17 protein-coding genes and 1 tRNA gene are annotated in these 21,484 nt (G+C 60.6%); 7 read left to right on the top strand and 11 right to left on the bottom strand.

What is annotated here, in order from left to right:
- The 4 genes from iolE to AC1RO0_RS18650 form a co-directional block, all read right to left on the bottom strand.
- Entirely contained in the window at window positions 1–918 is a 918-nt protein-coding gene (iolE, locus tag AC1RO0_RS18665) for a myo-inosose-2 dehydratase (RefSeq protein WP_498594311.1), read from the bottom strand.
- Between the two features lie 68 nt (window positions 919–986).
- Window positions 987–2,837 carry a 3D-(3,5/4)-trihydroxycyclohexane-1,2-dione acylhydrolase (decyclizing) gene (gene iolD, locus AC1RO0_RS18660; protein ID WP_498594310.1) on the bottom strand — a complete coding sequence of 617 codons (1,851 nt, stop codon included), beginning with the start codon at window positions 2,835–2,837 and terminating at the stop codon, window positions 987–989.
- Between the two features lie 25 nt (window positions 2,838–2,862).
- Complete coding sequence (locus AC1RO0_RS18655; RefSeq protein ID WP_498594309.1) at window positions 2,863–4,797, bottom strand: bifunctional 5-dehydro-2-deoxygluconokinase/5-dehydro-2-deoxyphosphogluconate aldolase; 1,935 nt, start codon at window positions 4,795–4,797, stop codon at window positions 2,863–2,865.
- A 184-nt stretch (window positions 4,798–4,981) separates the two neighbouring features.
- Window positions 4,982–5,857: a MurR/RpiR family transcriptional regulator gene (locus AC1RO0_RS18650; RefSeq protein ID WP_498594308.1), complete on the bottom strand. Its 876-nt coding sequence runs from the start codon at window positions 5,855–5,857 to the stop codon at window positions 4,982–4,984.
- A 233-nt stretch (window positions 5,858–6,090) separates the two neighbouring features.
- On the opposite strand from AC1RO0_RS18650, the gene AC1RO0_RS18645 reads away from it, so the two are divergent.
- The 3 genes from AC1RO0_RS18645 (at window position 6,091) to AC1RO0_RS18635 (ending at window position 8,790) form a co-directional block, all read left to right on the top strand.
- Window positions 6,091–7,209, top strand: a complete 1,119-nt coding sequence (locus tag AC1RO0_RS18645; protein ID WP_498594307.1) for a Gfo/Idh/MocA family protein — start codon at window positions 6,091–6,093, stop codon at window positions 7,207–7,209.
- Between the two features lie 145 nt (window positions 7,210–7,354).
- Window positions 7,355–8,572: an NAD(P)/FAD-dependent oxidoreductase gene (locus AC1RO0_RS18640; protein WP_498594306.1), complete on the top strand. Its 1,218-nt coding sequence runs from the start codon at window positions 7,355–7,357 to the stop codon at window positions 8,570–8,572.
- A gap of 128 nt (window positions 8,573–8,700) precedes the next feature.
- Window positions 8,701–8,790 (top strand) — tRNA-Ser (locus AC1RO0_RS18635).
- A gap of 89 nt (window positions 8,791–8,879) precedes the next feature.
- On the opposite strand, the gene pdxR is transcribed toward AC1RO0_RS18635, so the two are convergent.
- Complete coding sequence (pdxR, locus tag AC1RO0_RS18630) at window positions 8,880–10,343, bottom strand: MocR-like pyridoxine biosynthesis transcription factor PdxR (protein ID WP_498594305.1); 1,464 nt, start codon at window positions 10,341–10,343, stop codon at window positions 8,880–8,882.
- 72 nt (window positions 10,344–10,415) lie between these two features.
- Between pdxR and AC1RO0_RS18625 the strand changes: the two genes are divergently transcribed.
- Complete coding sequence (locus tag AC1RO0_RS18625) at window positions 10,416–11,048, top strand: FMN-binding negative transcriptional regulator (protein WP_498594304.1); 633 nt, start codon at window positions 10,416–10,418, stop codon at window positions 11,046–11,048.
- A gap of 41 nt (window positions 11,049–11,089) precedes the next feature.
- Here AC1RO0_RS18625 and arsK read toward each other — a convergent pair whose 3' ends face one another.
- The 4 genes from arsK to AC1RO0_RS18605 all read right to left on the bottom strand — a co-directional run bounded on the left by arsK (window position 11,090) and on the right by AC1RO0_RS18605 (window position 14,304).
- Window positions 11,090–12,364 carry an arsenite efflux MFS transporter ArsK gene (gene arsK, locus AC1RO0_RS18620; protein ID WP_498594303.1) on the bottom strand — a complete coding sequence of 425 codons (1,275 nt, stop codon included), beginning with the start codon at window positions 12,362–12,364 and terminating at the stop codon, window positions 11,090–11,092.
- Window positions 12,364–13,419: an ACR3 family arsenite efflux transporter gene (gene arsB / locus AC1RO0_RS18615; RefSeq protein WP_498594302.1), complete on the bottom strand. Its 1,056-nt coding sequence runs from the start codon at window positions 13,417–13,419 to the stop codon at window positions 12,364–12,366. The genes arsK and arsB overlap by 1 nt, the downstream gene beginning before the upstream one ends.
- A gap of 9 nt (window positions 13,420–13,428) precedes the next feature.
- On the bottom strand, window positions 13,429–13,854 hold the full coding sequence (gene arsC / locus AC1RO0_RS18610; RefSeq protein ID WP_498594301.1) for an arsenate reductase (glutaredoxin): 426 nt from the start codon (window positions 13,852–13,854) through the stop codon (window positions 13,429–13,431).
- 87 nt (window positions 13,855–13,941) lie between these two features.
- Complete coding sequence (locus AC1RO0_RS18605; RefSeq protein WP_498594300.1) at window positions 13,942–14,304, bottom strand: ArsR/SmtB family transcription factor; 363 nt, start codon at window positions 14,302–14,304, stop codon at window positions 13,942–13,944.
- Between the two features lie 46 nt (window positions 14,305–14,350).
- Between AC1RO0_RS18605 and AC1RO0_RS18600 the strand changes: the two genes are divergently transcribed.
- From AC1RO0_RS18600 to AC1RO0_RS18590, 3 genes are all read left to right on the top strand, one after another.
- On the top strand, window positions 14,351–14,872 hold the full coding sequence (locus tag AC1RO0_RS18600) for a DUF6428 family protein (protein ID WP_498594299.1): 522 nt from the start codon (window positions 14,351–14,353) through the stop codon (window positions 14,870–14,872).
- 604 nt (window positions 14,873–15,476) lie between these two features.
- On the top strand, window positions 15,477–16,568 hold the full coding sequence (locus AC1RO0_RS18595; RefSeq protein WP_498594298.1) for a porin: 1,092 nt from the start codon (window positions 15,477–15,479) through the stop codon (window positions 16,566–16,568).
- A 475-nt stretch (window positions 16,569–17,043) separates the two neighbouring features.
- Window positions 17,044–18,111, top strand: a complete 1,068-nt coding sequence (locus AC1RO0_RS18590) for a porin (RefSeq protein WP_498594297.1) — start codon at window positions 17,044–17,046, stop codon at window positions 18,109–18,111.
- A 126-nt stretch (window positions 18,112–18,237) separates the two neighbouring features.
- On the opposite strand, the gene AC1RO0_RS18585 is transcribed toward AC1RO0_RS18590, so the two are convergent.
- Together AC1RO0_RS18585 and AC1RO0_RS18580 are read right to left on the bottom strand one after the other, a co-directional pair.
- A complete protein-coding gene (locus AC1RO0_RS18585) occupies window positions 18,238–19,131 on the bottom strand; it encodes an alpha/beta fold hydrolase (RefSeq protein ID WP_498594296.1) in 894 nt (297 codons plus the stop codon).
- An 83-nt stretch (window positions 19,132–19,214) separates the two neighbouring features.
- Window positions 19,215–21,155, bottom strand: coding sequence for a lytic transglycosylase domain-containing protein (locus AC1RO0_RS18580; RefSeq protein WP_498594435.1), 1,941 nt, complete (start codon window positions 21,153–21,155; stop codon window positions 19,215–19,217).
- Window positions 21,156–21,484 lie beyond the last annotated feature (329 nt).

Genomic DNA, 21,484 nt, shown 5'->3' with positions numbered 1-21,484 from the left:
CTATCCCTTGGGAAAACCTTCGGTTTCCACCGTATAACCTGCGGCCGTCATGACACGCATCAATTCAGAATGGCCGATCTCTGCCATTTTCTGTGGCGGAGCGTTGCGTGGGTCCTGTTCGGCCTCGACGACGAACCAGCCTTCATAGCCGTAACCGGCCAGACGCTGGACGATAGCGCCGAAATCGAGCGATCCGTCGCCCGGTACCGTGAACGCGCCAAGCGCCACAGCATCGAGGAAGGATTGCCGGCTGCGATCCAGCCCGTCCACGACAGGCTTGCGGATATCCTTGACGTGAACGTGGTTGATGCGGGCGTGATGGTTGTCGATGGCGCGGAGCACATCGCCGCCGGCAAAGGCAAGATGACCGGCATCGAGCAGAAGCGGAATGCCTTCGCCGGAGTTGCGCATGAAGGCGTCGAGTTCCGGTTCGGTTTCCACGACCGCGGCCATGTGATGGTGATAGGAGAGCGGCATGCCCTGCTCGGCGCACCATTCGCCGAACTGGGTCAGGCGGCGCGCATAGGCCTTCATCTCGTCATCCGACAAGCGCGGCTTGGTGGCGAGCGGCTTGGAGCGGTCGCCCTGGATGGAGCGGCCGACTTCGCCATAGACGATGCAAGGCGCATTGACCGCCTTGAACAGCTCGATCATCGGCGCGATGCGGTCCTTATTGGCGGCAAGCTCCTCATCGACCAGTGTGCCCGAGAACCAGCCGCCGCAAAGCGTCACGTCGGCGGCGCGCAGGATGGGCAGCATCACCTCGGGATCATCTGGGAAGCGGCGGCCCTTTTCCATGCCGGTAAAGCCGGCGCTGCGCGACTGCCGTAGGCATTCCTCGAGGGACACGTCGTCGCTGAGCTCAGGAAGATCGTCGTTCCACCACGCGATGGGCGACATGCCGAGTTTGGCCTTCATCAATAGTCTCCTTAAAGGCATAGTTTGGAGGAGCAGCAACGCTCCTCCAGAAAAATGACAGAAATCGATCAGCGGATACGCTGGGCGCCGCGTGCTTGTTCATAGGCCGCGCGGGCCTTGTTGACCTGCGGGCGAGGGCTAACCTCAGGAACGACGACATCCCACCAGTGCCCGCCTTCGCTCGTCGTGATCAGCGGATCGGTATCGATGACGAAGACCGTGGTGCGGTCGTTCTTCTTCGAGGCTTCGATCGCCTGCTCGAGCTCGGCAATGGAGGCAACCTTGACGGCAATGGCGCCCATGCTTTCCGCATGTGCCCGGAAGTCGATCTCCGGCATTACCTCATAGTAGGAATCCTTCAGCAGATTGTTGAAGTTCGCGCCGCCGGTTTCCATTTGCAGCCGGTTGATGCAGCCGTAGCCGCGATTGTCGAGCAACACGATGTTGAGCTTGAGGCCGAGCATGACCGAGGTGGCGATCTCGGAGTTCAGCATCATGTAGGAGCCGTCGCCGACCATGACGATGACGTCCTTTTCCGGGCAAGCCATCTTGGTGCCAAGGCCGCCGGCAATCTCGTAGCCCATGCAGGAGAAGCCATATTCCATATGGTAGCTGCCCGGAACCGTCGCCGGCCAGAGCTTGTGCAGCTCGCCTGGCAGGCCGCCGGCCGCGCAGACGGAAATAGCATTCTCTCCACCGATCGTGCGAGTTACCGCACCGATGACCTGGGCGTCGGAGGGAAGGGCAGCATTGGTCGAGGCCAATGCTTTGGCCGCAGCTTCGACCCAGATCTTCTTTTCCTGGGTCGCCTTTTCCAGGAGCGCTGCCGAGGCACGCCAGCCGGCGAGCCCCGCCGAAAGTGCCTTCAGCCCTTCGCGCGCGTCGCAAACCAGCGGACGGCCGTCATGCTTCGATGCGTCGTATGCCGCGATATTGAGCCCGAGGATGGAGAGCTTCTCGTTCTTGAACAGCGCCCAGGAGCCGGTGGTGAAGTCCTGGCATCGCGTGCCGACAGCGATGATCAGATCGGTATCTTCGGCGATTGCGTTCGCAGCCGAGGTTCCGGTCACGCCGACGGAGCCGAGCGCCAGCGGATGGCGTTCGTCGATTGCCGATTTGCCGGCCTGGCTGACGACGACAGGTACGCCATGTTTCTCCGCGAACTCCGTAAGCTCCTTGGTCGCCCGCGAATAAAGCACACCGCCGCCGGCGATGATGACCGGCTTTTCAGCCTTGCGGATGAGTGCAATCGCTTCGGCGAGTTCGTCCGCATCCGGCTGTGGACGACGCGTCGTCCAGATGCGCTCCTCGAAGAAGCTTTCGGGGTAGTCATATGCCTCGGCCTGCACATCCTGGCAAAGCGACAGCGTCACCGGACCGCAATCGAGCGGGTCGGTCAAGACCTGCATGGCGCGCTTCAGCGCCGTGATGATCTGTTCGGGCCGGGTGATGCGATCGAAATAGCGCGAGACCGAACGGAAGGCGTCGTTGGCGGACACCGTGCCGTCGCCGAAATCCTCGATCTGCTGCAACACCGGATCGGGCGCGCGGTTGGCGAAGACATCGCCGGGGAGGAAGAGCACGGGGATGCGGTTGACATGTGCGACGCCGGCGGCGGTCACCATGTTGAGGGCTCCGGGGCCGATCGAGCTGGTGCAGGCCATGAAACGCTGCCGGAAGCTCGCCTTGGCATAGGCGATGGCAGCGTGTGCCATGCCTTGCTCATTGTGAGCGCGATAGGTCGTCAGTTCGTCGCGCACCTGATAGAGCGCTTCACCGATGCCGGCGACGTTGCCATGGCCGAAGATCGCCCAGACGCCGCCGAAGATCGGCAGCTTCTGACCATCGATCACGGTCATCTGCTTCGTGAGAAAGTGTGTGACGGCCTGTGCCATCGTCAATCGGATCGTCTTGCCCATGGGGCGCCTCCCAAATGCTTCTAAACTATTGCAGGCCGCGGGTTTTCAACCACGCCTGGGTCAGTTGCCGGAAGCGGCCAGCCATATCGGCGATCGCTTCCTCGTCGTTCATGCCGCCCGACAGCCAGGCACGGGCCGCATCGGAAAAGATCGTCCGCCCGACGGCGAAACCCTTCACAGAAGGCGCGGCCAGTGTGGCTTCGAAGCTGCGGATTAATTCATCCGCCGGTGCCTCCAGGCCAAGCAGCACGATACCCCGGCACCATGGATCATTTTTGGCGATCACGGCATCGATTTTTTTCCAGGCAGCGGTCGAATCCTGTGGTTCCAGCTTCCACCAGTCGGGCTTGATGCCGAGGGCATAGAGCTCTTCCATCGCGATTGCGATCGTGTCGTCGGTGAGTGGCCCGTTCTTGCCGGCGATGATCTCGACCAGCAGTTCACGGCCGACCTTGCGGGCGGCTTCGAACAAGGTGCGCAGTTTCTCCTGCTGCTCCGCCTTCAATTCCTTCGGATCGTCCGGATGGTAGAAGCACAGGCACTTGATGCAATGGTTGAGCGGCCATTCGACGAGCTGCGAGCCGATATCCTGGCTGAATTCGAATTTCAGCGGCTTGGAGCCCGGCAGTTCGACGGGACGGCCGATCCAGGAAAAGTCCTTGGTGGCGGCATCGAAGAAGGCATCGCGACCGAAGCGCTCGTCGATCAACATGCCATAACCCTGTCGGCCGTCGGCAACCCGTGCCGCCGCTTCCACCGCTAGGCGCTTGAAGGCAACGATCTTGTCATGGCCGATACCCAGTTCGTCGGCGACGCTGACGAGCTGCGAGCGATGATCGATGGCCAGCGCCATCAAAAGCGGGATGTCGCCATTGCGGGTCGAGGCCCAATGGATGTGGTTGATCGCTTCGTCCTTGCGCAGAGCCCGGTGCGTGCTGCCCGTCTTCAGGAAGAAGTCGAGCTCGGCCCAGGTCGGATATTCCGGCGAGCACAGCAGGCGCGAGACCGCGAATGCGCCGCAGGCATTCGCCCAGGTGGCGCAGGTCTTCAGCGGCTCGTCGCGCAGGTAGCCGCGCAGGAAGCCGGACATGAAGGCATCGCCGGCGCCGAGCACGTTGAACACTTCGATCGGGAAGCCCTCGCCGACGATGCCGGCTTCGATGTCGTCCGAGATCGGCCCGTCATAGACGATGCAGCCCATGGCGCCGCGCTTGAGCACAATGGTCGCGGAAGAAAGGCGGCGGATTTCCTTCAGCGCGCCGAGCACATTGTCGACGCCCGAGCCGATCATGATCTCCTCTTCCGTGCCGATGATGAGATCGCAGTCCGGCAGCGTCTCCCGCATCTTCGAGGAAACGCGATCCGACTTCACATAGCGCTCGAACCCTTCCGCGTGGCCGGCGAGGCCCCAGAGGTTGGGCCGGTAGTCGATATCGAAGATCACCTTGCGGCCGTTCGCCTTGGCGATGCGGATCGCCTTGCGCTGGGCAGCCTCGGTGTTCGGCTTGGAAAAATGCGTGCCGGAGACCAGCACGGCGCGGGAGGACTTGATGAACCCTTCATCGATATCGTTCTCGTCGAGCGCCATGTCGGCGCAGTCGGAGCGATAGAAGATCATCGGCGAGACGCCTTCGGCCTCGACCGCCAGCAGCACCAGCGCCGTCAACCGTTCCTTGTCAGTGGCGATCCCCTTGATATCAACGCCTTCGCGGGCCGTCTGCTCGCGGATGAAGCGGCCCATCTGCTCGTTGCCGACGCGGGTGATGAGGCCGGATTTCAGGCCGAGCCGGGCCGTGCCGATGGCGATGTTGGCCGGGCAACCACCGACCGATTTGGCGAAAGAGGCGATATCCTCCAGCCGCGAGCCGATCTGCTGGCCGTAAAGATCGACGGAAGAGCGGCCGATGGTGATGACATCGAGTGTCGCCTCCGGCTGAGTGCCAGGATTGTCGTGAGCCATGATGTCCTCCCGTCCAGGCATGATCCGGGAAACTCTTCAGTTTCTCCTGGGGATCATGCGTCATTGAAAGTCCCGGTGCGTCTTCGTTTCATCCGGGTTGTGGTCGATTTCGCGGCCGTCTCCCGAGACCGCAATCATGGATGCAATGAAACAGTGGTTCCGAAATTTTGTCAATTCGGAATATTTATTCCATTTTAGTTTTCTGAGGTTTTCCTACCGTCTCTTTCCGCCGCCGCTCGGCAATGGCGACGGGAAAGGCCATGATCAGCGCCATGGACGCCGACAAGGAACGGAAGCCGGCAAAATCTGCTTCCGCCACTTCGAACCAGTGGGTGGCGCAGGTGGTGAGGGGTGAAAAGGCCGAATCGGTGATGGCGATGACTGGCACGTTCCGCGCGGCAAGATCCTGCGCCTGCAACAGGCTTTCGGCGGCATAGGGGGAGAAACTTGCGGCAATCGCCGCATCCTTCTCGGTCGCAAAACGCGCGAGTTCGCCGTCGATACCGTTTGGCGAGGCGACGATCTGATGACGGATGTTCAGCTTCGAAAAAGCATAGGTCAGATGCGCCGTCAGCGGATAGGAGCGGCGCTTGGCGATCAGATAGATGGTCTCGGCCGCTGCGAGCACATCCACCGCCTTGGCGAAGGTATCGGTCTCGATGGTGGCGGCAAGCTTGTTGACCGACTGGCTGGCGGCCGAGAGAAAGCCGGAGAGAATGCCGGCCTCCTCATCCTTGATGCCGGATTGCTCGAGCGTGATCAGCCGTTCCTCGTAGCTCAGCGTCCGGTCTCGCAGCCGCTCGCGGAAGATGCTCTGCAGGTCGGAAAAACCCTCATAGCCCAGGTGATGGGCGAGGCGCACAAGCGTCGACGGCTGGACGTCGGCGGCCGCCGCGATGCTCGCCGTCGTGCCGAAGGCGATTTCGTCGGGATTGGCAAGCGCGAAGGCGGCAACCTGTGCCAGCCGCTTCGGCATGGAATCCTTGCGCTCGATGATGATGCTGCGCAGGCTTTCGAAATCCCGCGGCACCTTGGTTCGCGTCTCGATACTGTTATCCATGCCCCCGCCTTTTCGCCGCTATGCCCGTTAATGAAACAAATATTCCATATTTCGAACGATAACGGATTTTGAAACAGTCGGCACGATTATTTTTAAGACTATGAATTAACTTATATAAATTCCGATTCCTCGGATCTTGAGATGTAATCGCTCAACGAGCCGGCTTGTCAAAACGGTCTAAATATTCCAAAAAATGCGCCTGCTTCAGAGGGAAGCGTGTGGAGGAAACGGAAATGAAGCCATTGGGCGTGGGATTGATCGGAACCGGCTATATGGGCAAATGCCATGCGCTGGCCTGGAATGCGGTCAAGACCGTGTTCGGTGACGTCGAACGGCCGCGCCTCGTGCATCTCGCCGAGGCCAATGCCGATCTGGCGCGGTCGCGCGGCGATGAATTCGGTTTCGAAAAGGCGACCGCCGACTGGCGCGCGCTGATCGCCGACCCAGAGGTCGATGTCGTCTCCGTCACCACACCCAATCAATTCCATCCGGAAATGGCGATCGCGGCGCTGGAAGCCGGCAAGCACGTCTGGTGCGAAAAGCCGATGGCGCCGGGCTACGCCGACGCCGAACGTATGCTGAGCGCCGCCAAGGCCTCGGGCAAGGTTGCCATCCTCGGCTACAACTATATCCAGAACCCGGTGATGCGGCACATCAAGGCGCTGATCGGCGAGGGCGCCATCGGCGAGGTCAATCATATCCGCGTCGAGATGGACGAGGATTTCATGGCCGACCCGGAAGGCCTGTTCTACTGGAAGAGCGAGCTTGCCTCCGGTTATGGCGCTCTGGACGATTTCGCCGTGCATCCGCTGTCGCTGCTCTGGTTCCTGTTCGGGCATGTCGAGGCCGTCATCACCGATATGGCGAAGCCCTATGCTGAACGCCCCCTGAAGGAAGGTGGCCGTCGCACGGTCGAGAATCACGATCTCGCCAACGTGCTGATGCGTCTCGGTGGCGGCATTTCCGCAGTGCTGATGGCGAATCGCTCCGCCTGGGGCCGCAAGGGTCGCATCGCGTTGCAGATCTTCGGTTCGAAGGGCTCGATCACCTACGATCAGGAGCGCATGAACGAATTTGAGCTCTATCAGGCGGATGGCAGGGGCTCCGAACAGGGGTTCCGCAAGATCCTCGCGGCTCCCGCCCACAAGCCCTATGACCGGTTCATCCCCGCGCCCGGCCACGGTCTCGGATTCAACGACCTGAAGATCATCGAGTGCCGCGAATTGATCCGCGCCATTTCCGGCGATGCGGCGTCGGTCATCAGCTTCGCGGACGGCCTGCGCATCGAAAAATCGGTGCATGCCATGGCGCGTTCCTTCCATGAGCGCCGGTGGGTTGACGTAACAGCCTAAGGGTCTGCCCTAATTTCTGCCCGATCCGAGATGCAAGGTCAGCTGCAATTGACGCTTGCAAGGGTAAGCGTTACCCCTGAAATCCATAGGCTCGACGCCCTATATCAGGACGGCGAGCCGCTATAACAATAATGGAGTAAGGATCGTGACGGGCAGATTGGTCATTGTCGGGGCCGGGCAGGCCGGATTCGCGCTTGCCGCCAAAGTGCGGGCGCTCGGAGATCTGAGGCCGATCACCATTGTCGGCGCGGAAGAAAGCCTTCCCTATCAGCGGCCGCCGTTGACGAAGAAGTACCTTCTCGGCGACATGGCCTTTGACCGGCTGCTGTTCCGCCCGGAGCATTGGTATGCCGACAACAATGTCGAGATCCGCCTGTCCACCTGGGTCGAGCAGATCAAGCGCGCCGCAAAGCAGGTCATCATGCAGGATGGCTCCGCGCTCGATTACGAGACACTGGCGCTTACGACCGGCGCCACGCCGCGCCGGCTGCCGCCCGCCGTCGGCGGCGCCCTCGAAGGCGTCTATGTCGCCCGCGACAAGCGCGATGCCGACCAGCTTGCCGCCGAAATGCGCGCCGGCCGCCGTGTCCTCATCATTGGCGGTGGCTATATCGGCCTCGAAGCGGCGGCTGTCGCCCGCCATCGTGGTCTTGAAGTCACCCTCATCGAAATGGCTGACCGGATCCTGCAGCGCGTCGCCGCCAAGGAGACGGCAGACATCATGCGGGTGATCCACCGGGAACATGACGTTATCATCCGTGAAAAGACCGGCCTCAAGCAGCTGATCGGCAAGAACGGTCATGTCGTTGCCGCCGAGCTGTCCGATGGCTCCATCATCGATGTCGATTTCGTCATCGTCGGTATCGGTGTCGCTCCGAACGACAGGCTCGCCAAGGAAGCTGGCCTGGAGGTCGGCAACGGCATCATCGTTGATTCGCTCGCCCGCACCTCCGATCCTTCGATCTTCGCTGCGGGCGATTGCGCCGAACTGCCCTGGAACGGCGGCCGCATTCGCCTCGAATCGGTCCAGAACGCCGTCGATCAGGCGGAAGCCGCAGCCGGAATCATCGCCGGCGGCGAAGCGGCCTATGATCCGAAACCCTGGTTTTGGTCGGACCAATATGACGTTAAGCTCCAGATCGCCGGCTTCAACCTCGGTTACGACGAGACCCTTTTGCGCCCCGGCACCCGTGAAGGCTCGGCTTCTGTCTGGTATTTCAAGCAAGGCCGTTTCATCGCAGTCGACGCCATCAACGACGCAAAGGCCTATGTGACCGGCAAGAAGCTGCTGGAAAGCGGTATCAACCCGGCAAAGTCCGTTCTGGCCGATCCCGCCACGGACCTCAAGCAGCTCTTGGCCTGAGAGAGGCCGCAAGCCGGCTATCGGGTTCCTCCCTGCAGGATGCGTGCAACGCTGAATGCAGGGAGAACGTACACGCAGGTGAAAAAGGGCTTGCGTCGATAAATGAATGGCCCTATCAGGGCCGCACCGGAGAGGTGGCCGAGTGGTCGAAGGCGCTCCCCTGCTAAGGGAGTATACCAGAGATGGTATCGTGGGTTCGAATCCCATCTTCTCCGCCATTTTCCTAAAAATGCGAAAGCCGACCTCTCTCAGCGGTCGTGAGTCGCGGTCAGTCGACCTTCTAGGCGTTAGTCGCGACAGGGACCTTTCACAACAGCACCGTTGCCAGCACTTCCACTCCACGTTCGATCTGATGCTCGTCAAGGCTCGCATAGCCTATGATGAAGCCGGCGCGATCGGGCCGGTAGGGGGCATCAGCGGCGGCGTAGGTCGGCGTCACAGGATAAAGGCCGATTCCCACTTGCCTGGCGCGTTCGATCAGTTGGCTTTCTTGTCGCGCGGATATGGTGTTGCACCAGACGATGACATGCAGGCCGGCATCCGCCCCGACTATCGTGAGGCGATCGCCGAGTTTGGCGCGCAACGCCGCAAGCAGGGTTGCCCGCCTGGCGGCATTGCGTCGTCTGGTCCTTCGGACGTGCCGTTCATAGGCGCCGGTCGCAATCAGGGCCGCGGCCGCCTCCTGTTCGAGCTGCGGCGAATGACGGTCGGTGAGCCGCTTGGCGGCCGCGAATGCGTCGCCCAACTCCTGCGGCACGACCATGTAGCCGATGCGAAGGGTCGGTGACAGCGTCTTGGAGAGGGTGCCCAGGTAGATGACGTTGTCCGCCCCGCCCAGCGTCTGAAGCGGTGGGACCGGCGCTATGTCGTAACGGTATTCGCCGTCGTAATCGTCCTCGATCACGTAGGCCCCGCATTGCCGCGACCAGGCAAGCAACGCATTCCGGCGTCCGATCGGCATGACACCGCCGAGCGGGAATTGATGTGAGGGCGTCACAAAGGCCAGTCGCGCATCGATGACGTGAAGGAAGTCTGTCCTCAGCCCTTCGTGATCGGCCGGGACCGGCACGACGGTTGCGCCGATGGCCGTGAAGACGTTTCGGGCCATCGTATAGCAGGGGTCTTCGATCACCACGGCATCGCCGGGATCAACGAGTAGGCGTGTACAGAGGTCGAGCCCCTGCTGCGATCCGTTGACGATGATAAGCTGGTCCAGTTCGCAGCGAATGCCGCGTGCCCGCCAGAGGTAGGCTTGCAGCGCCATACGCAGCGCAAGGCTGCCGCGAGGGTCGTCATAGGCCAACCGGTCCCGACGCCGCTTGATCGTGTCGTCGACCGCGCGTTTCCACAGCAATGTCGGAAAGTCCGACGCGGCCAGGTCTCCATAGCGGAAATCGGCGATCAGCTTTGAAGGATTGTGCTGCGGCGGATGCGGCAACGCCTGTAACCGTTCGCCATAGGCGGAGAGCCGGTGCCTGGTCGTGGTTGCTGAGACGGCTTGCCCCGGAGGAGATTCGATCGGGCGCAGCATTGCGACGCGGGTGCGCGCGCCCTGCCTGCTGTCGATGAAGCCCTCAGACAGCAACTGTTCATAGGCAATCGTCACCGTCGAGCGCGCCACGCCAAGTTCGGCCGCGAGCGAGCGGGTCGAGGGCATGGGCGAGCCGGCAGCATAGATACCGTTTGCGATCTGCGCCTTTAGCTCCTCATAGATGCGGCGGGCGCCGAGCCTGGGCACATCGCCAATCCTACTCTCTGACTGGTCTTCCATTTATTCTCCAAACTGGAAGTTTATAGCATGCCAGTGTGCCGCTATTGCTTCGGAAAACCAAGGATGATGTCCATGTATGTTCCGCCAGCCTTTCGGGAGGACGATCCCGCCGAGCTCCATGCCATGATGCGGGAGGCGCGCCTCTGCAATTTCGTCACGGCAACCGCGGACGGATTGCTCTCGACACCGCTGCCGCTGTTTCTCGATCCGGGCGAGGGTGAGCATGGCACGCTCTACGGCCATCTTGCCCGGGCCAATCCGCAATGGAAGACGCCGGTAATCGGCGAGGCTCTCGCCATCTTCATGGGTCCGGACGCCTATGTGAGCCCCTCCTGGTATGCGACCAAGCAGGAGCACGGCAAGGTCGTGCCAACCTGGAACTATGCCGCCGTGCATGCCTATGGGGCGGTGGAATTTTTTGAAGATGCTGACAGGTTGCTTGAGGTTGTGTCGCGCCTGACCAATCTTTACGAACGGCCGCGCGCCGAGCCATGGGCCGTGACGGACGCGCCGGAGCCTTTCATCAAGGCGCAGCTCAAGGGCATCGTCGGGCTACGCCTGCCCATCGGCCGGATCGAGGGCAAACGCAAGATGAGCCAGAATCGCAGCGCGGCGGATCGGGCTGGTGTCGCCGAGGGTCTCGGCAAAAGCGATCTGCCGATGGACCGGATCGTCGCGGGTCTCATTCCGGTGGACGGTGCTTGAGATTGTCGCCGTCGCTGCTGATTTCTCTAGGGCTAGTGGCGTCAACCAGTGCGCGGCTCGCGATACAATCGGGCAATCCCTAGAAACGCCAGCAAGGCTCCGCTTCCGAGAATGGCGGTGATCGTTAGCGCCCAGCTCACACCGATATTCTCCATCAGCAGGGCGAAGGCGAAGGGCGCGGCCGAGGAGACGATCAGGCGCACCGACATGAGCTGACCCTGGCGGGCGCCGTATCCCTCACTGCCGAAAAGGGCCAGGGGCAACACGCCGCTGACAATGCTGTAAAGTCCGTTACCCATGCCGAACAACACGGCGAAGGTTAATGCTCCGGGAACGGAAGGCGCAGTCAGAAGCAGCAGCGCCGCCGATGCCGGCAGCAATGCGGCGGAAATCATCGCAAGCCTGATCTGGGACAGGTTCTTGCCGAACATCATGTTGATGAAGCGACTTGCAACCTGCGCAGGCCCGAAGAGCGTGCCGACCATGACGCCGGCAATGCCAAGCCCCAGCGCGCCGAGAAGCGGCAGCATGTGCACGAGGATGGCCGAGCCGACGAAGCTCTGGAGCGCAAAGCCGATCGACAGGAGGATGGAGCCTCTCCGTCGCGCGGTGAGGGGAAGGCTGCCGTCGACGGTTACGTTCGGCGCGGTGGCATCGGCGTCACCTGTTTCATCGGGGCGCCGGGTCAGCCGTGACAGCCATGCGTGGATCGGCAGGCAGATGAAAAGGTTCATCGCCGCAAAGACAAGATAGACCTGCTGCCACGACAGTGCGTTGTGGAGCGCCGTGGTGAATGGCCAGAAGATCGTCGAGGCGAGGCCGGCGATCAGCGTCAGGTGGACGATGCTGCGCTGCGCGGTCCGGGGCTGTTGCTGCACCAGAAAAGCAAAGGCGGCGCCGTATTGCACGAGGGTAGAGGCGATCTCGATGGCAATCAGTGCCGGCACGAAGGCGATGCCGACGGGTGCCAGGGCGCCAGCGATCAGAGCGACGGCTGCCGCCAGCGACCCGACTGACATGACGCGTCCCGCGCCGTAGCGGTCAATCCAGCGCCCCGCCCATGGCGCGGTCAGGCCGCCGATCAAAAGCGCGCCCGACAGTGCGCCGAAGATCCATTCGGTCGGCCACCCAAAGTCGCGCGCCATGGCGGGCGCCAGAATGCTGAAGCTGTAGTAGAGCGTGCCATAGCCAATGATCTGTGTCAGGCCGAGCGCGGCAATCACGAGCCAGGGGCTTACGTGCGGCGCAGTGGCTGAAGGTTTGGCGGATGGTCCGTCGAGGCAATCACCGGACGCATCCGTAAGATCGCTAGACATCAGCGATGAGCCTCGGTGACCGCCGCGACCCGGTCACCGCGCTCGTACCAGCCCTTGGATTTGTTCACGACCCAGACGACGGTGAGCATGACCGGCACTTCGATCAGCACGCCGACGACCGTGGCAAGTGCTGCGCCGGAATGAAAGCCGAACAGGCTGATTGCGGCGGCGACGGCAAGTTCGAAGAAATTCGACGCCCCGATCAGCGCCGAAGGGCCGGCGACGCAATGTTGTTCGCCGGCGATGCGGTTCAGCAGATAGGCAAGCCCGGCATTGAAATAGACCTGGATCAGGATAGGCACCGCAAGGAGCGCGATGACCAGCGGTTGCGCGACGATCTCTCCGCCCTGGAACCCGAACAGCAGCACCAGCGTCGCCAGCAGTGCCACGAGCGAGACCGGGCCGAGCTCGGCCAGAAGCCGGTCGAGAGCCTCCCGCCCGCCCGAGGCAAGCAATCGACGGCGCAGGAGCTGTGCGATGATCACCGGAATGACGATGTAGAGCACGACCGACAGGACAAGCGTGCCCCACGGCACGGTGATGGCGGAAAGGCCGAGCAACAGGCCGACGAGCGGCGCGAAGGCGACGACCATGATGGCGTCGTTGAGCGCCACCTGGCTCAGCGTAAAATGCGGTTCGCCTTTGGTCAGGTTCGACCAGACGAACACCATGGCGGTGCAGGGCGCGGCAGCAAGGATGATCAGCCCGGCGATATAGCTGTCGATCTGGCCGACAGGCAGATAGGGCCGGAACAGCCAGCCGATGAACAGCCATCCGAGCAGAGCCATCGAAAAGGGTTTCACCGCCCAGTTGATGAACAGGGTCACGCCGATGCCGCGCCAATGGCGGCTGACTTCGCCAAGGGCGGCGAAATCGATCTTGAGCAGCATCGGAATGACCATAAGCCAGATCAGCAAGGCGACCGGCAGGTTGACCCGGGCAATCTCGGCCGCGCCGACGACCTGGAATGCACCGGGCATGATGTGACCGAGCGCGATGCCGACGACGATGCAGAGGGCGACCCAGAGGGTGAGATAGCGTTCAAAGATCGACATGGCGCCTCCTCACGCGCTCGCAACGCGGCGGCCGTGCTCGTCGACAATGCGTTCGCCGTCTTCCTTGAAGAACTCGCCGAGCTGGGGAGGCAGCAGATCGAGAACCTCTTCCGACGGCCGGCAAAGCTTCACACCTTTCGGGCTGACCACGATCGGCCGGTTGATCAGGATAGGATGCCGCATCATCGCGTCGAGAAGCTGATCATCCGTCAGGCTCGGGTCGCCAAGGCCGAGATCCGCATAGGGCGTGCCCTTTTCCCGCAACAACTCGCGAGTGGCTATTCCCATCCGCGCGATCAGCCGTATCAGCATCGCGCGCGACGGCGGCGTCTTCAGATATTCGATGACATGCGGCTCGATGCCGGCATTGCGGATCAGCGCCACCGTGTTGCGCGAAGTGCCGCAATCGGGGTTGTGGTAAATGATGACATCCATGATCTGTCTCACTTTGCTTTGTGCGAAGGCGCGTCGGTGCCTTCGAATTGTGCGATTTCGTTGAAGATGCGGTCTGATTGATTGGCATCACGCATGAGCGGCGTCCTTCTCGGGCTCGCAGCAGGAGGACAGCGCCGCGACAGCCGGGTTGCAGACGTCGGGATGGCCCTGGCAACAGTCGCGCATGAGGAATTCGATGAGACCGGAGAGAGCCGGATAGGCGGCGGTGTAGAAGATCGAGCGGCCCTCGCGGCGGGACTCGACCAAGCCGGCGTGTTCGAGATGGCCCAAATGGAAGGACATGCGCGAGGAGGAGGCGCCGTCCATGGCTTCGCCGATCGCGCCGGCCGGCAATCCTTCTGGTCCGGCCGTCACCAGCAGGCGGACGATTCGCAGCCGGGTTTCCTGCGAGAGTGCCGCGAAAGCGTCGAGGGCTTGCTTTTCGTTCATTATCGCCTCAATATCTCAAGAGTAATTGAGATAAAGGTATACGAAGATGATTGATGACACCAGACCCCTGGAGATGGATTTTCATGGCGACGCTTCGCTTGGCGCACTTCTGGCCGCACTGGAGCCGCATGCCGGCAAGGCGCTGGTAATCGATTATGGCGGACGGACGATCCGGCCCGGCTATCACGTTACTGAGGTGAAGGCTGGCTCATTCGTCACGCTCGACTGCGGCGGAAACCCGGATGTATGGCGCGAGACGATTCTACAGATCGAGGATATCGCCCAGGAAGGCGAGGTTGACTATTTGTCGGTCGACAAATTTCGGGGGATTCTTGAACAGGTTGCCCAGCGGGTCGAGCTCGACGCCGGCGCGCGGCTTACCTTCGAGGTAGGACCTCCGGATGCCGCCATGCAGATTTTCGATGTTGATAGGCTGCGCATCGAGGCCGGCCGCGTCATATTGCGGCTCGTCGCTCGCTCGGCGATCTGTAAGCCGAGGCACCCGGTAAGACAGGAAACAGCATGTTGCGGTCCGAGGGTGGCTGGCAAGGATTGCTGCGCGGCCTAGAGGTGGGGAGGGCGTGCTGAAACGGCATCCATTCCGGCTGCCGTTTCCTCCATTATAAGTTTTGTCGCTCCCATTCTGTCATTCTGCTGCAATCGTGCGAGCGAATAATACTCAAATCGTCGTTCCCCGTCGAATCGGTCGCAACAGAATCGCGTGCTCGTGAGTATCGGTCCGACACCTTGGAGTGGGGTTTGTCCGTTCCGCATCATTGATAGGGGCGTGGTAAATGTCGGAAATAGCGCGCGCGGCGTCGTTGATGTCACGGATTTGCCGCGGATCTGCCATGTTGGCAGCTTGTCCCATTTCCATGTCTTATTTAAAATCGGCTCGTAAGTGTCGGTACATTAAGGACTTTCTTAACGAAGTCTAAACAAATGTGGCGCCTGTGTTGCTGACTTGTGTCCTTTCGGCAACAGGAATTGCGTAAGGCTCCTGTGAATCCCCCTTTCCGGCAAGATGTAGATTGCGTGACAGTTCGCGTCTTGTATTTTCAAATTCGGAAGCGAGGGCGATTGATCGTCCACTTCTTGAAACACGAGGATGGGGCAGGGAATACCTTCGGGTAGTTCTCATTCTCGAATGAAACTTTGACTGGAGGTCAATAATGAACATCAAGAGCCTTCTTCTCGGCTCCGCTGCTGCTTTGGTAGCAGTTTCCGGTGCTCATGCAGCTGACGCTATCGTTGCTGCCGAGCCCGAGCCGCTTGAATACGTTCGCATCTGCGACGCATACGGCGCCGGTTACTTCTTCATTCCGGGCACCGAAACCTGCCTCAAGATCGGCGGTAAGGTTCGTACCGAAGGTCAGTGGTACGATGCCTACAACCCGAAGAATGTTCGTGGTACGCTCTGGCACACCCGCGCTGAGTTGAACGTCGACACCGCGACCGACACTGAATACGGCCCGCTGAAGACCGAAACCATCGTTCGTTGGGATTGGCAGGAAGGCGCTTCGACCAACACGAACCTGCTGTGGGCTTACATCAGCCTCGGTGGCTTCACCGTTGGTAAGACCGACTCGCAGTACAACCAGTTCACTGGCTATGCTGGCGACGTCATCAACGACGACGTGATCTATGACGGCCCGTACGAACTCAACCAGATCACCTACAACTACGATGCAGGCAACGGCTTCACGGCTGTGATCTCGCTCGAAGACAGCAACTCTGGTCAGGTTGGAACGGACCGTAACGGCGATCCCATTTACGCTACCGGCGCCAATGGCGAAAACAGCCGCGACCATTACGCTCCTGACGTTGTCGCCGGTGTTGGCTACAAGGCTGGCGCATGGTCCTTCAAGGTCGTCGGTGGTTATGACTCCATCGTCGAAGAAGGCGCTGTCAAGGCTCGTGTCGATGCCGACTTCGGTGCTTTCTCGGCCTTCGTTATGGGTGGCTACAACACTGATGGCAACAAGCTGAACAAGTATGCTGGTGCAGGCAGCAGCGGTGTTGCTGGCGATATCGGCTGGGGTGACTGGGCAGTTTGGGGTGGCGTTGGCGTACCGGTCAACGAAAAGCTGAAGTGGAACCTCCAGCTCGCCTATACCGACTCGAAGGTCTTCGCCGCTACCACGAACGTCAAGTGGAACCCGGTTAAGAACCTCCTGATCGAGCCGGAAGTCTCCTACACCAACTGGGATTCGATCAACGAAGATCAGTGGGCTGGTATCCTCCGCTTCGAGCGTTCTTTCTAATCTGATTTGACCTCGGTCATAATCTGATTTGTCACACAAGTGACGAAGAGCCCGGCTTTCGAGCCGGGCTTTTTGCGTTCCGGGCATGGTCGATCGCCATCTATTTTCAGGATCGGAAGCACATTTTTCCCATTTTATGTATTAGTTTTGTTTAATTAGATGGCGCCGCCTAACTTGAGAGTTCTGGGAAAGTAATGTCGGGTAAAGAGCGGTGGCGAGCTCGGCCATTTCATGTGACAATTTTGCGACGTGATTTTTGTGCAACGCAAAATTCGAAACGAACGTCACATACGCTCATAGTTTATCTCTGATATTGCTCTGAAAAATTCGATCTGTAGGTTCGCAAATCAGAAGCGAGGCTTACGGTTTCGTTTCTCCCAGATCAGGGGTCAACTTTGAACGCAAGGTGGGGTGGGGCACGTCGTTTTTCGGCGCGGATTCTCTTACCTAAATTTATATTGGAACTGGAGTTACCATGAACATCAAGAGCCTTCTCCTCGGCTCCGCTGCTGCGCTGGCAGCAGTTTCCGGTGCTCACGCAGCCGACGCTATCGTCGCTGCCGAGCCCGAGCCGCTTGAATACGTTCGCATCTGCGACGCCTATGGCGCCGGCTACTTCTTCATCCCGGGTACCGAAACCTGCCTCAAGATCGGCGGCATGGTTCGTACCGAAGGCGGCTGGTACAATGCTTACAAGGCTGGCCAGGAAGCCGGTGAACGCGGCACCTACTGGCATACCCGCGCCGAGCTGAGACTTTCGACGGCTTCGGACACCGAATACGGTCCGTTGAAGACCAGCACGGTCTATCGCTACGACTGGAACGACGGCAACGCCACCACCAGCAAGCTGCTTTGGGCCAATATCAGCCTCGGTGGCTTCCTCGTTGGTAAAAACGATTCGGTCTACTCGACCTTCCTCGGCTATGCCGGCGACGTCATCAACGACGACGTGATCGAGTACGGTATCAATGGTGGCGACGAGCTGAACCAGCTCACCTACAACTACGATGCCGGCAACGGCTTCACCGCCGTCATCTCGCTGGAAGATTCCAATTCTGGCGCGAACGCGACCGGTGCAAACGGCGAAAACAGCTCCGATCACTATGCTCCGGATGTTGTCGCCGGTGCGGGCTACAAGGCCGGCGCATGGCAGTTCCGCGTCGTAGGTGGCTACGACTCGATCGTTGAAGAAGGCGCTGTCAAGGCTCGTGTCGATGCCGACTTCGGCATTCTGACTGCGTTTGTTATGGGTGGCTACAACACCGATGGCAACAAGCTCAACAAGTATGCCGGTGCAGGCGGAGATGGTCTCGGCTGGGGTGATTGGGCTGTCTGGGGCGGCGTTGGCGTTCCGGTCAACGACAAGCTGAAGTGGAACCTGCAGCTTTCGTATGACGACGTGAAGACTTTCGCTGCGACGACGAACGTCAAGTTCAACCCTGTCAAGGACCTGCTGATCGAGCCGGAATTGACCTACGTGAACTACGACGCTGCCAACAAGGATACCTGGGCTGGTATCCTGCGCTTCCAGCGTACCTTCTAATTCGGTTCGAAGAACCGGATTTGATATAGCTCATATTCTGATCTGACCTCCGATCAGAAGGAAATGGCCCGGTTTTCCCAACCGGGCCATTTCTGTTCTTGGCTTACGCTTGCTGTCGCGCGAGGTTCAGCTCGCCGCGAGGAAATCCTCGATCGCAGCCGGGATATTCCCGAGGTGCAGGATCGGCGCATGCCCTTGCCCAAGGGCGATCTTGATTGCCATGCCGGGATGGCGCTGTGCCATTTCCTCGACCGTGGCCGTTGTCAGCAGTTTGGAGTTTTCTCCGCGAATCACCATCAGTGGGATGTCTCGGAACGCCTCGAATTGCGGCCACAGATCCGGAAGCGGCGCCTTGAGGTCCAGTGCCTGCATCTGTGCGGCAATTGCCGGGTCATAATCGGCGACGATCTTTCCATCCTTGACGGTGTAGATGGCGAGCGCCATGTCGCGCCAATCCTCATCCACGAGCGCCGAGAAGGTGGCACCGTGGTTTTCCCGCAGGATGTCGACGGCCTCGCTCCAGTCGGCCGGCTTCCGGTCGCGGTTCAGATAGTCGCGAATATCGCCAAGCCCCTCCTTCTCGAGAACCGGTCCGATGTCGTTGAGAATGACCGCCTTCAGAAGATCGGGGCGGCTTGCGGCCAGCAGATGCAGGATGAGGCCGCCGCGCGATGTGCCGATGAAGACGGCTTGCGGGATATCGAGTGTGGCGCACATGGCAAGCACGTCCTGGGCTTCCACTGCGAGATTATAGTGGCTTTTATCGTCATCCCAGGCCGAGAGACCGCGCCCACGCGCATCGAGCGTGAGTACCCTTCGTGGCGCAATTGGATCGCGGGACAAAAGCAGCGCCAACTGATGAAAATCCCGCGAATTGCGGGTGAGGCCCGGCAGGCAGATGACAGGCGGCGGGCCGGCGGCCAATGATTCGCTGCGGCCGTATTCGCGCGCATAAAGCCTCAGTCCGTCCGGTGCCGAGATCATTGCGACAACAAAGCCGCTTTCATCGTCGCTGGTCATCGATAATCCCTCGTGGATGATATTTCACGAGGGATGTAACGCCATTTTACCGCTGCGGACAATCGGGCTTGCGAGAGATGGACTTAACCGCGGCCGTTGATCAGATCATGCTCGATATCGGTCTTCTGCCCGAGCCGCGCCTTGTACACCTGATAGTTCTCCATGACGCGCTGGACGTAGTTGCGCGTCTCGGGGAAGGGGATGCGCTCGATCCAATCGACGACATCGTCGATCGACTTGCCACGCGGGTCACCATAGCGGCTGATCCATTCCGGAACCTTGTTCGGGCCGGCATTGTAGGCAATGAAGGTCAGAATGTAGGAGCCGCCGAAGGCGTCGATCTGCTCGCCGAGATAGTGAGCGCCGAGCGTCGCGTTGTAGCCGGCATCCTGCGTCAGCTTGGCGTCGGAATAGGCCAGGCCATGTCGCCCGGCGACCGCCTTTGCCGTCTTTGGCAGAAGCTGTAGCAGGCCACGCGCATTGGCCGAGGAGACTGCGGCCGGATTGAAGGCGCTTTCCTGCCGTGCGATGGCATAGGCGAGCGCCTTGCCCGAGCCGGAAATATTGGCATTGTCCGGAATGACGCCGATCGGGAAGGCAAGTGCCGCGACATCGATGCCGCGGCCATAGGCAATCTTACCGACCTGAAGCGAAAGCTGATGATTGCCGGAACGCTCGGCCCGCGCCGCCAGCATGGCGATCTCGCCGGGGCTGTCCAGTTGCTTGGCCAGTGCCCGATAGAGTGCCTCGGCCCGCCAGCCATGGCCTGCCGCCTCAAGCCGAGTGATGGCCTGGACAGCTTCGCGTGACTGGAAGATACGCCGGTCGTCGCTCGTCGGCGAGGGGTAGGCGACATTCAATGTCCGCCGGCCGAGCTTTTCGGCGGCGAGTTGACCATAGAAAGTGCTCGGATAGGAGGCAGCCTTCGCATAAAATTCTGAAGCCTTGCCGGGACCGCCGGTTTCGGCCGCGCGACCGAGCCAATACCAGGCGCGCGATTGCGAGATTGGGCCGTTCGACACCTGCAAGATCTTGCGGAAATGTGCCGATGCCGCAGCGCCGTTTTGCAGGCCACGCAGAGCATACCATCCGGCGTGGAATTCCGCCTCGCCGACATCCTGCGGGCTTTCCGCGGCGCTGGTATCGACGACGCGGTAAGCGGTTTTGAAGTTGCCCTGGTCAACCAGGCCGCGGCTGACGATGCGCTGTTCGTTCCACCATGCGCCGCCATTGACGAGTGCTGCGCGATCGCGCGGCATTTGTGTCAGCAGACTGGCGGCATCGTCATATTTGTCCTGGCGGCGCAGGTTTTCGATCCGCATGAAGAGATAGGCGGGATCCTTTCGCCATTGTGCATCTATATTGGCAAGCAGTGTGCCGGCATTGGCGGAGCGATTGTTGACTGCCGCCCAGGCCTTGTAGAGCGATTGCGCCCTGCCGAGATCGCCGAAGCGCTTGGCCTGCGCCGTGCGATCGCGATAGAGCAGATAGTCCATGCGCGCCTTGTGATCGGCCGGCGTCAGCAGAGGGGAGAATTCCGCGAGGATCTTGTCTTCGAAGGATTTGTCCAGCGCCTCGTCGCGCCAGATCTTGCGGATGAGCTTGGCGGCCTGTGCCGATGCGCCGCGTGAGACCAGCGCGCGCGACAGGATCACGCTGCCTTCCGGCGTTTCCGGCTGCGTGTTGCCGAAGGCGGCAAGCACTTGATCGGTCGGCGGATTTTCCGTGTAGAGCGCCCGTTCGGAATTGGCGCGCAGACTGCCGAGACCCGGCCATCCTACGAGTTCGCGTGCTGCTGCTGCGATTTCGCCGGAGGGAACGCCGGCCTGGCCCGAGGTGGCGATCGCCCAGGTCAGGATATGACGGTCGAGCGTGCCCTGGCCCATGCCGTTGCGGATGGCGAGCGCCTGCATCGGGTTCTTGTTGGAAAGGGCGTCGAGGCCGGCCTTGAGGTCGCTGTTGAGAGGCGCAACGGCGGTGCCGCGTGGAATGGATCCCGTGTTCAACGGATCCGGCGCGCTCATAGCCACATCGGTCGTCTTGCTGGACAGTGCCTGTTCACCGGGAAGCTGTGACGCAAAAGCGCCCCACGCGACCGCCACGCCCACAGCAGTCATGATCACGAGAGGTCTTTTCATCCGGTTACTCACAACAAAAAACAGGTCCCTTCCATTTGCCGAAATTTATATTAACGAAACCTTAGCGCTGGTCCGAATTTCAATCAATTATGATATCGGAAACTGCCCTTCACCATCGAAAGCCTGCTTGTCGCCGGCAAGTCGGCGCTTTATGGTGCGCGGATTCATAACCATGGATTGCGGCTGAAGCGTGAAAGCGCCGCCGCGAGGAGACT

The organism is Rhizobium sp. GW821-FHT14E12 (assembly GCF_058803745.1).
Note: the sequence above shows the minus strand (reverse complement) of the source record. Positions and strands in the feature narration are given on the sequence as shown.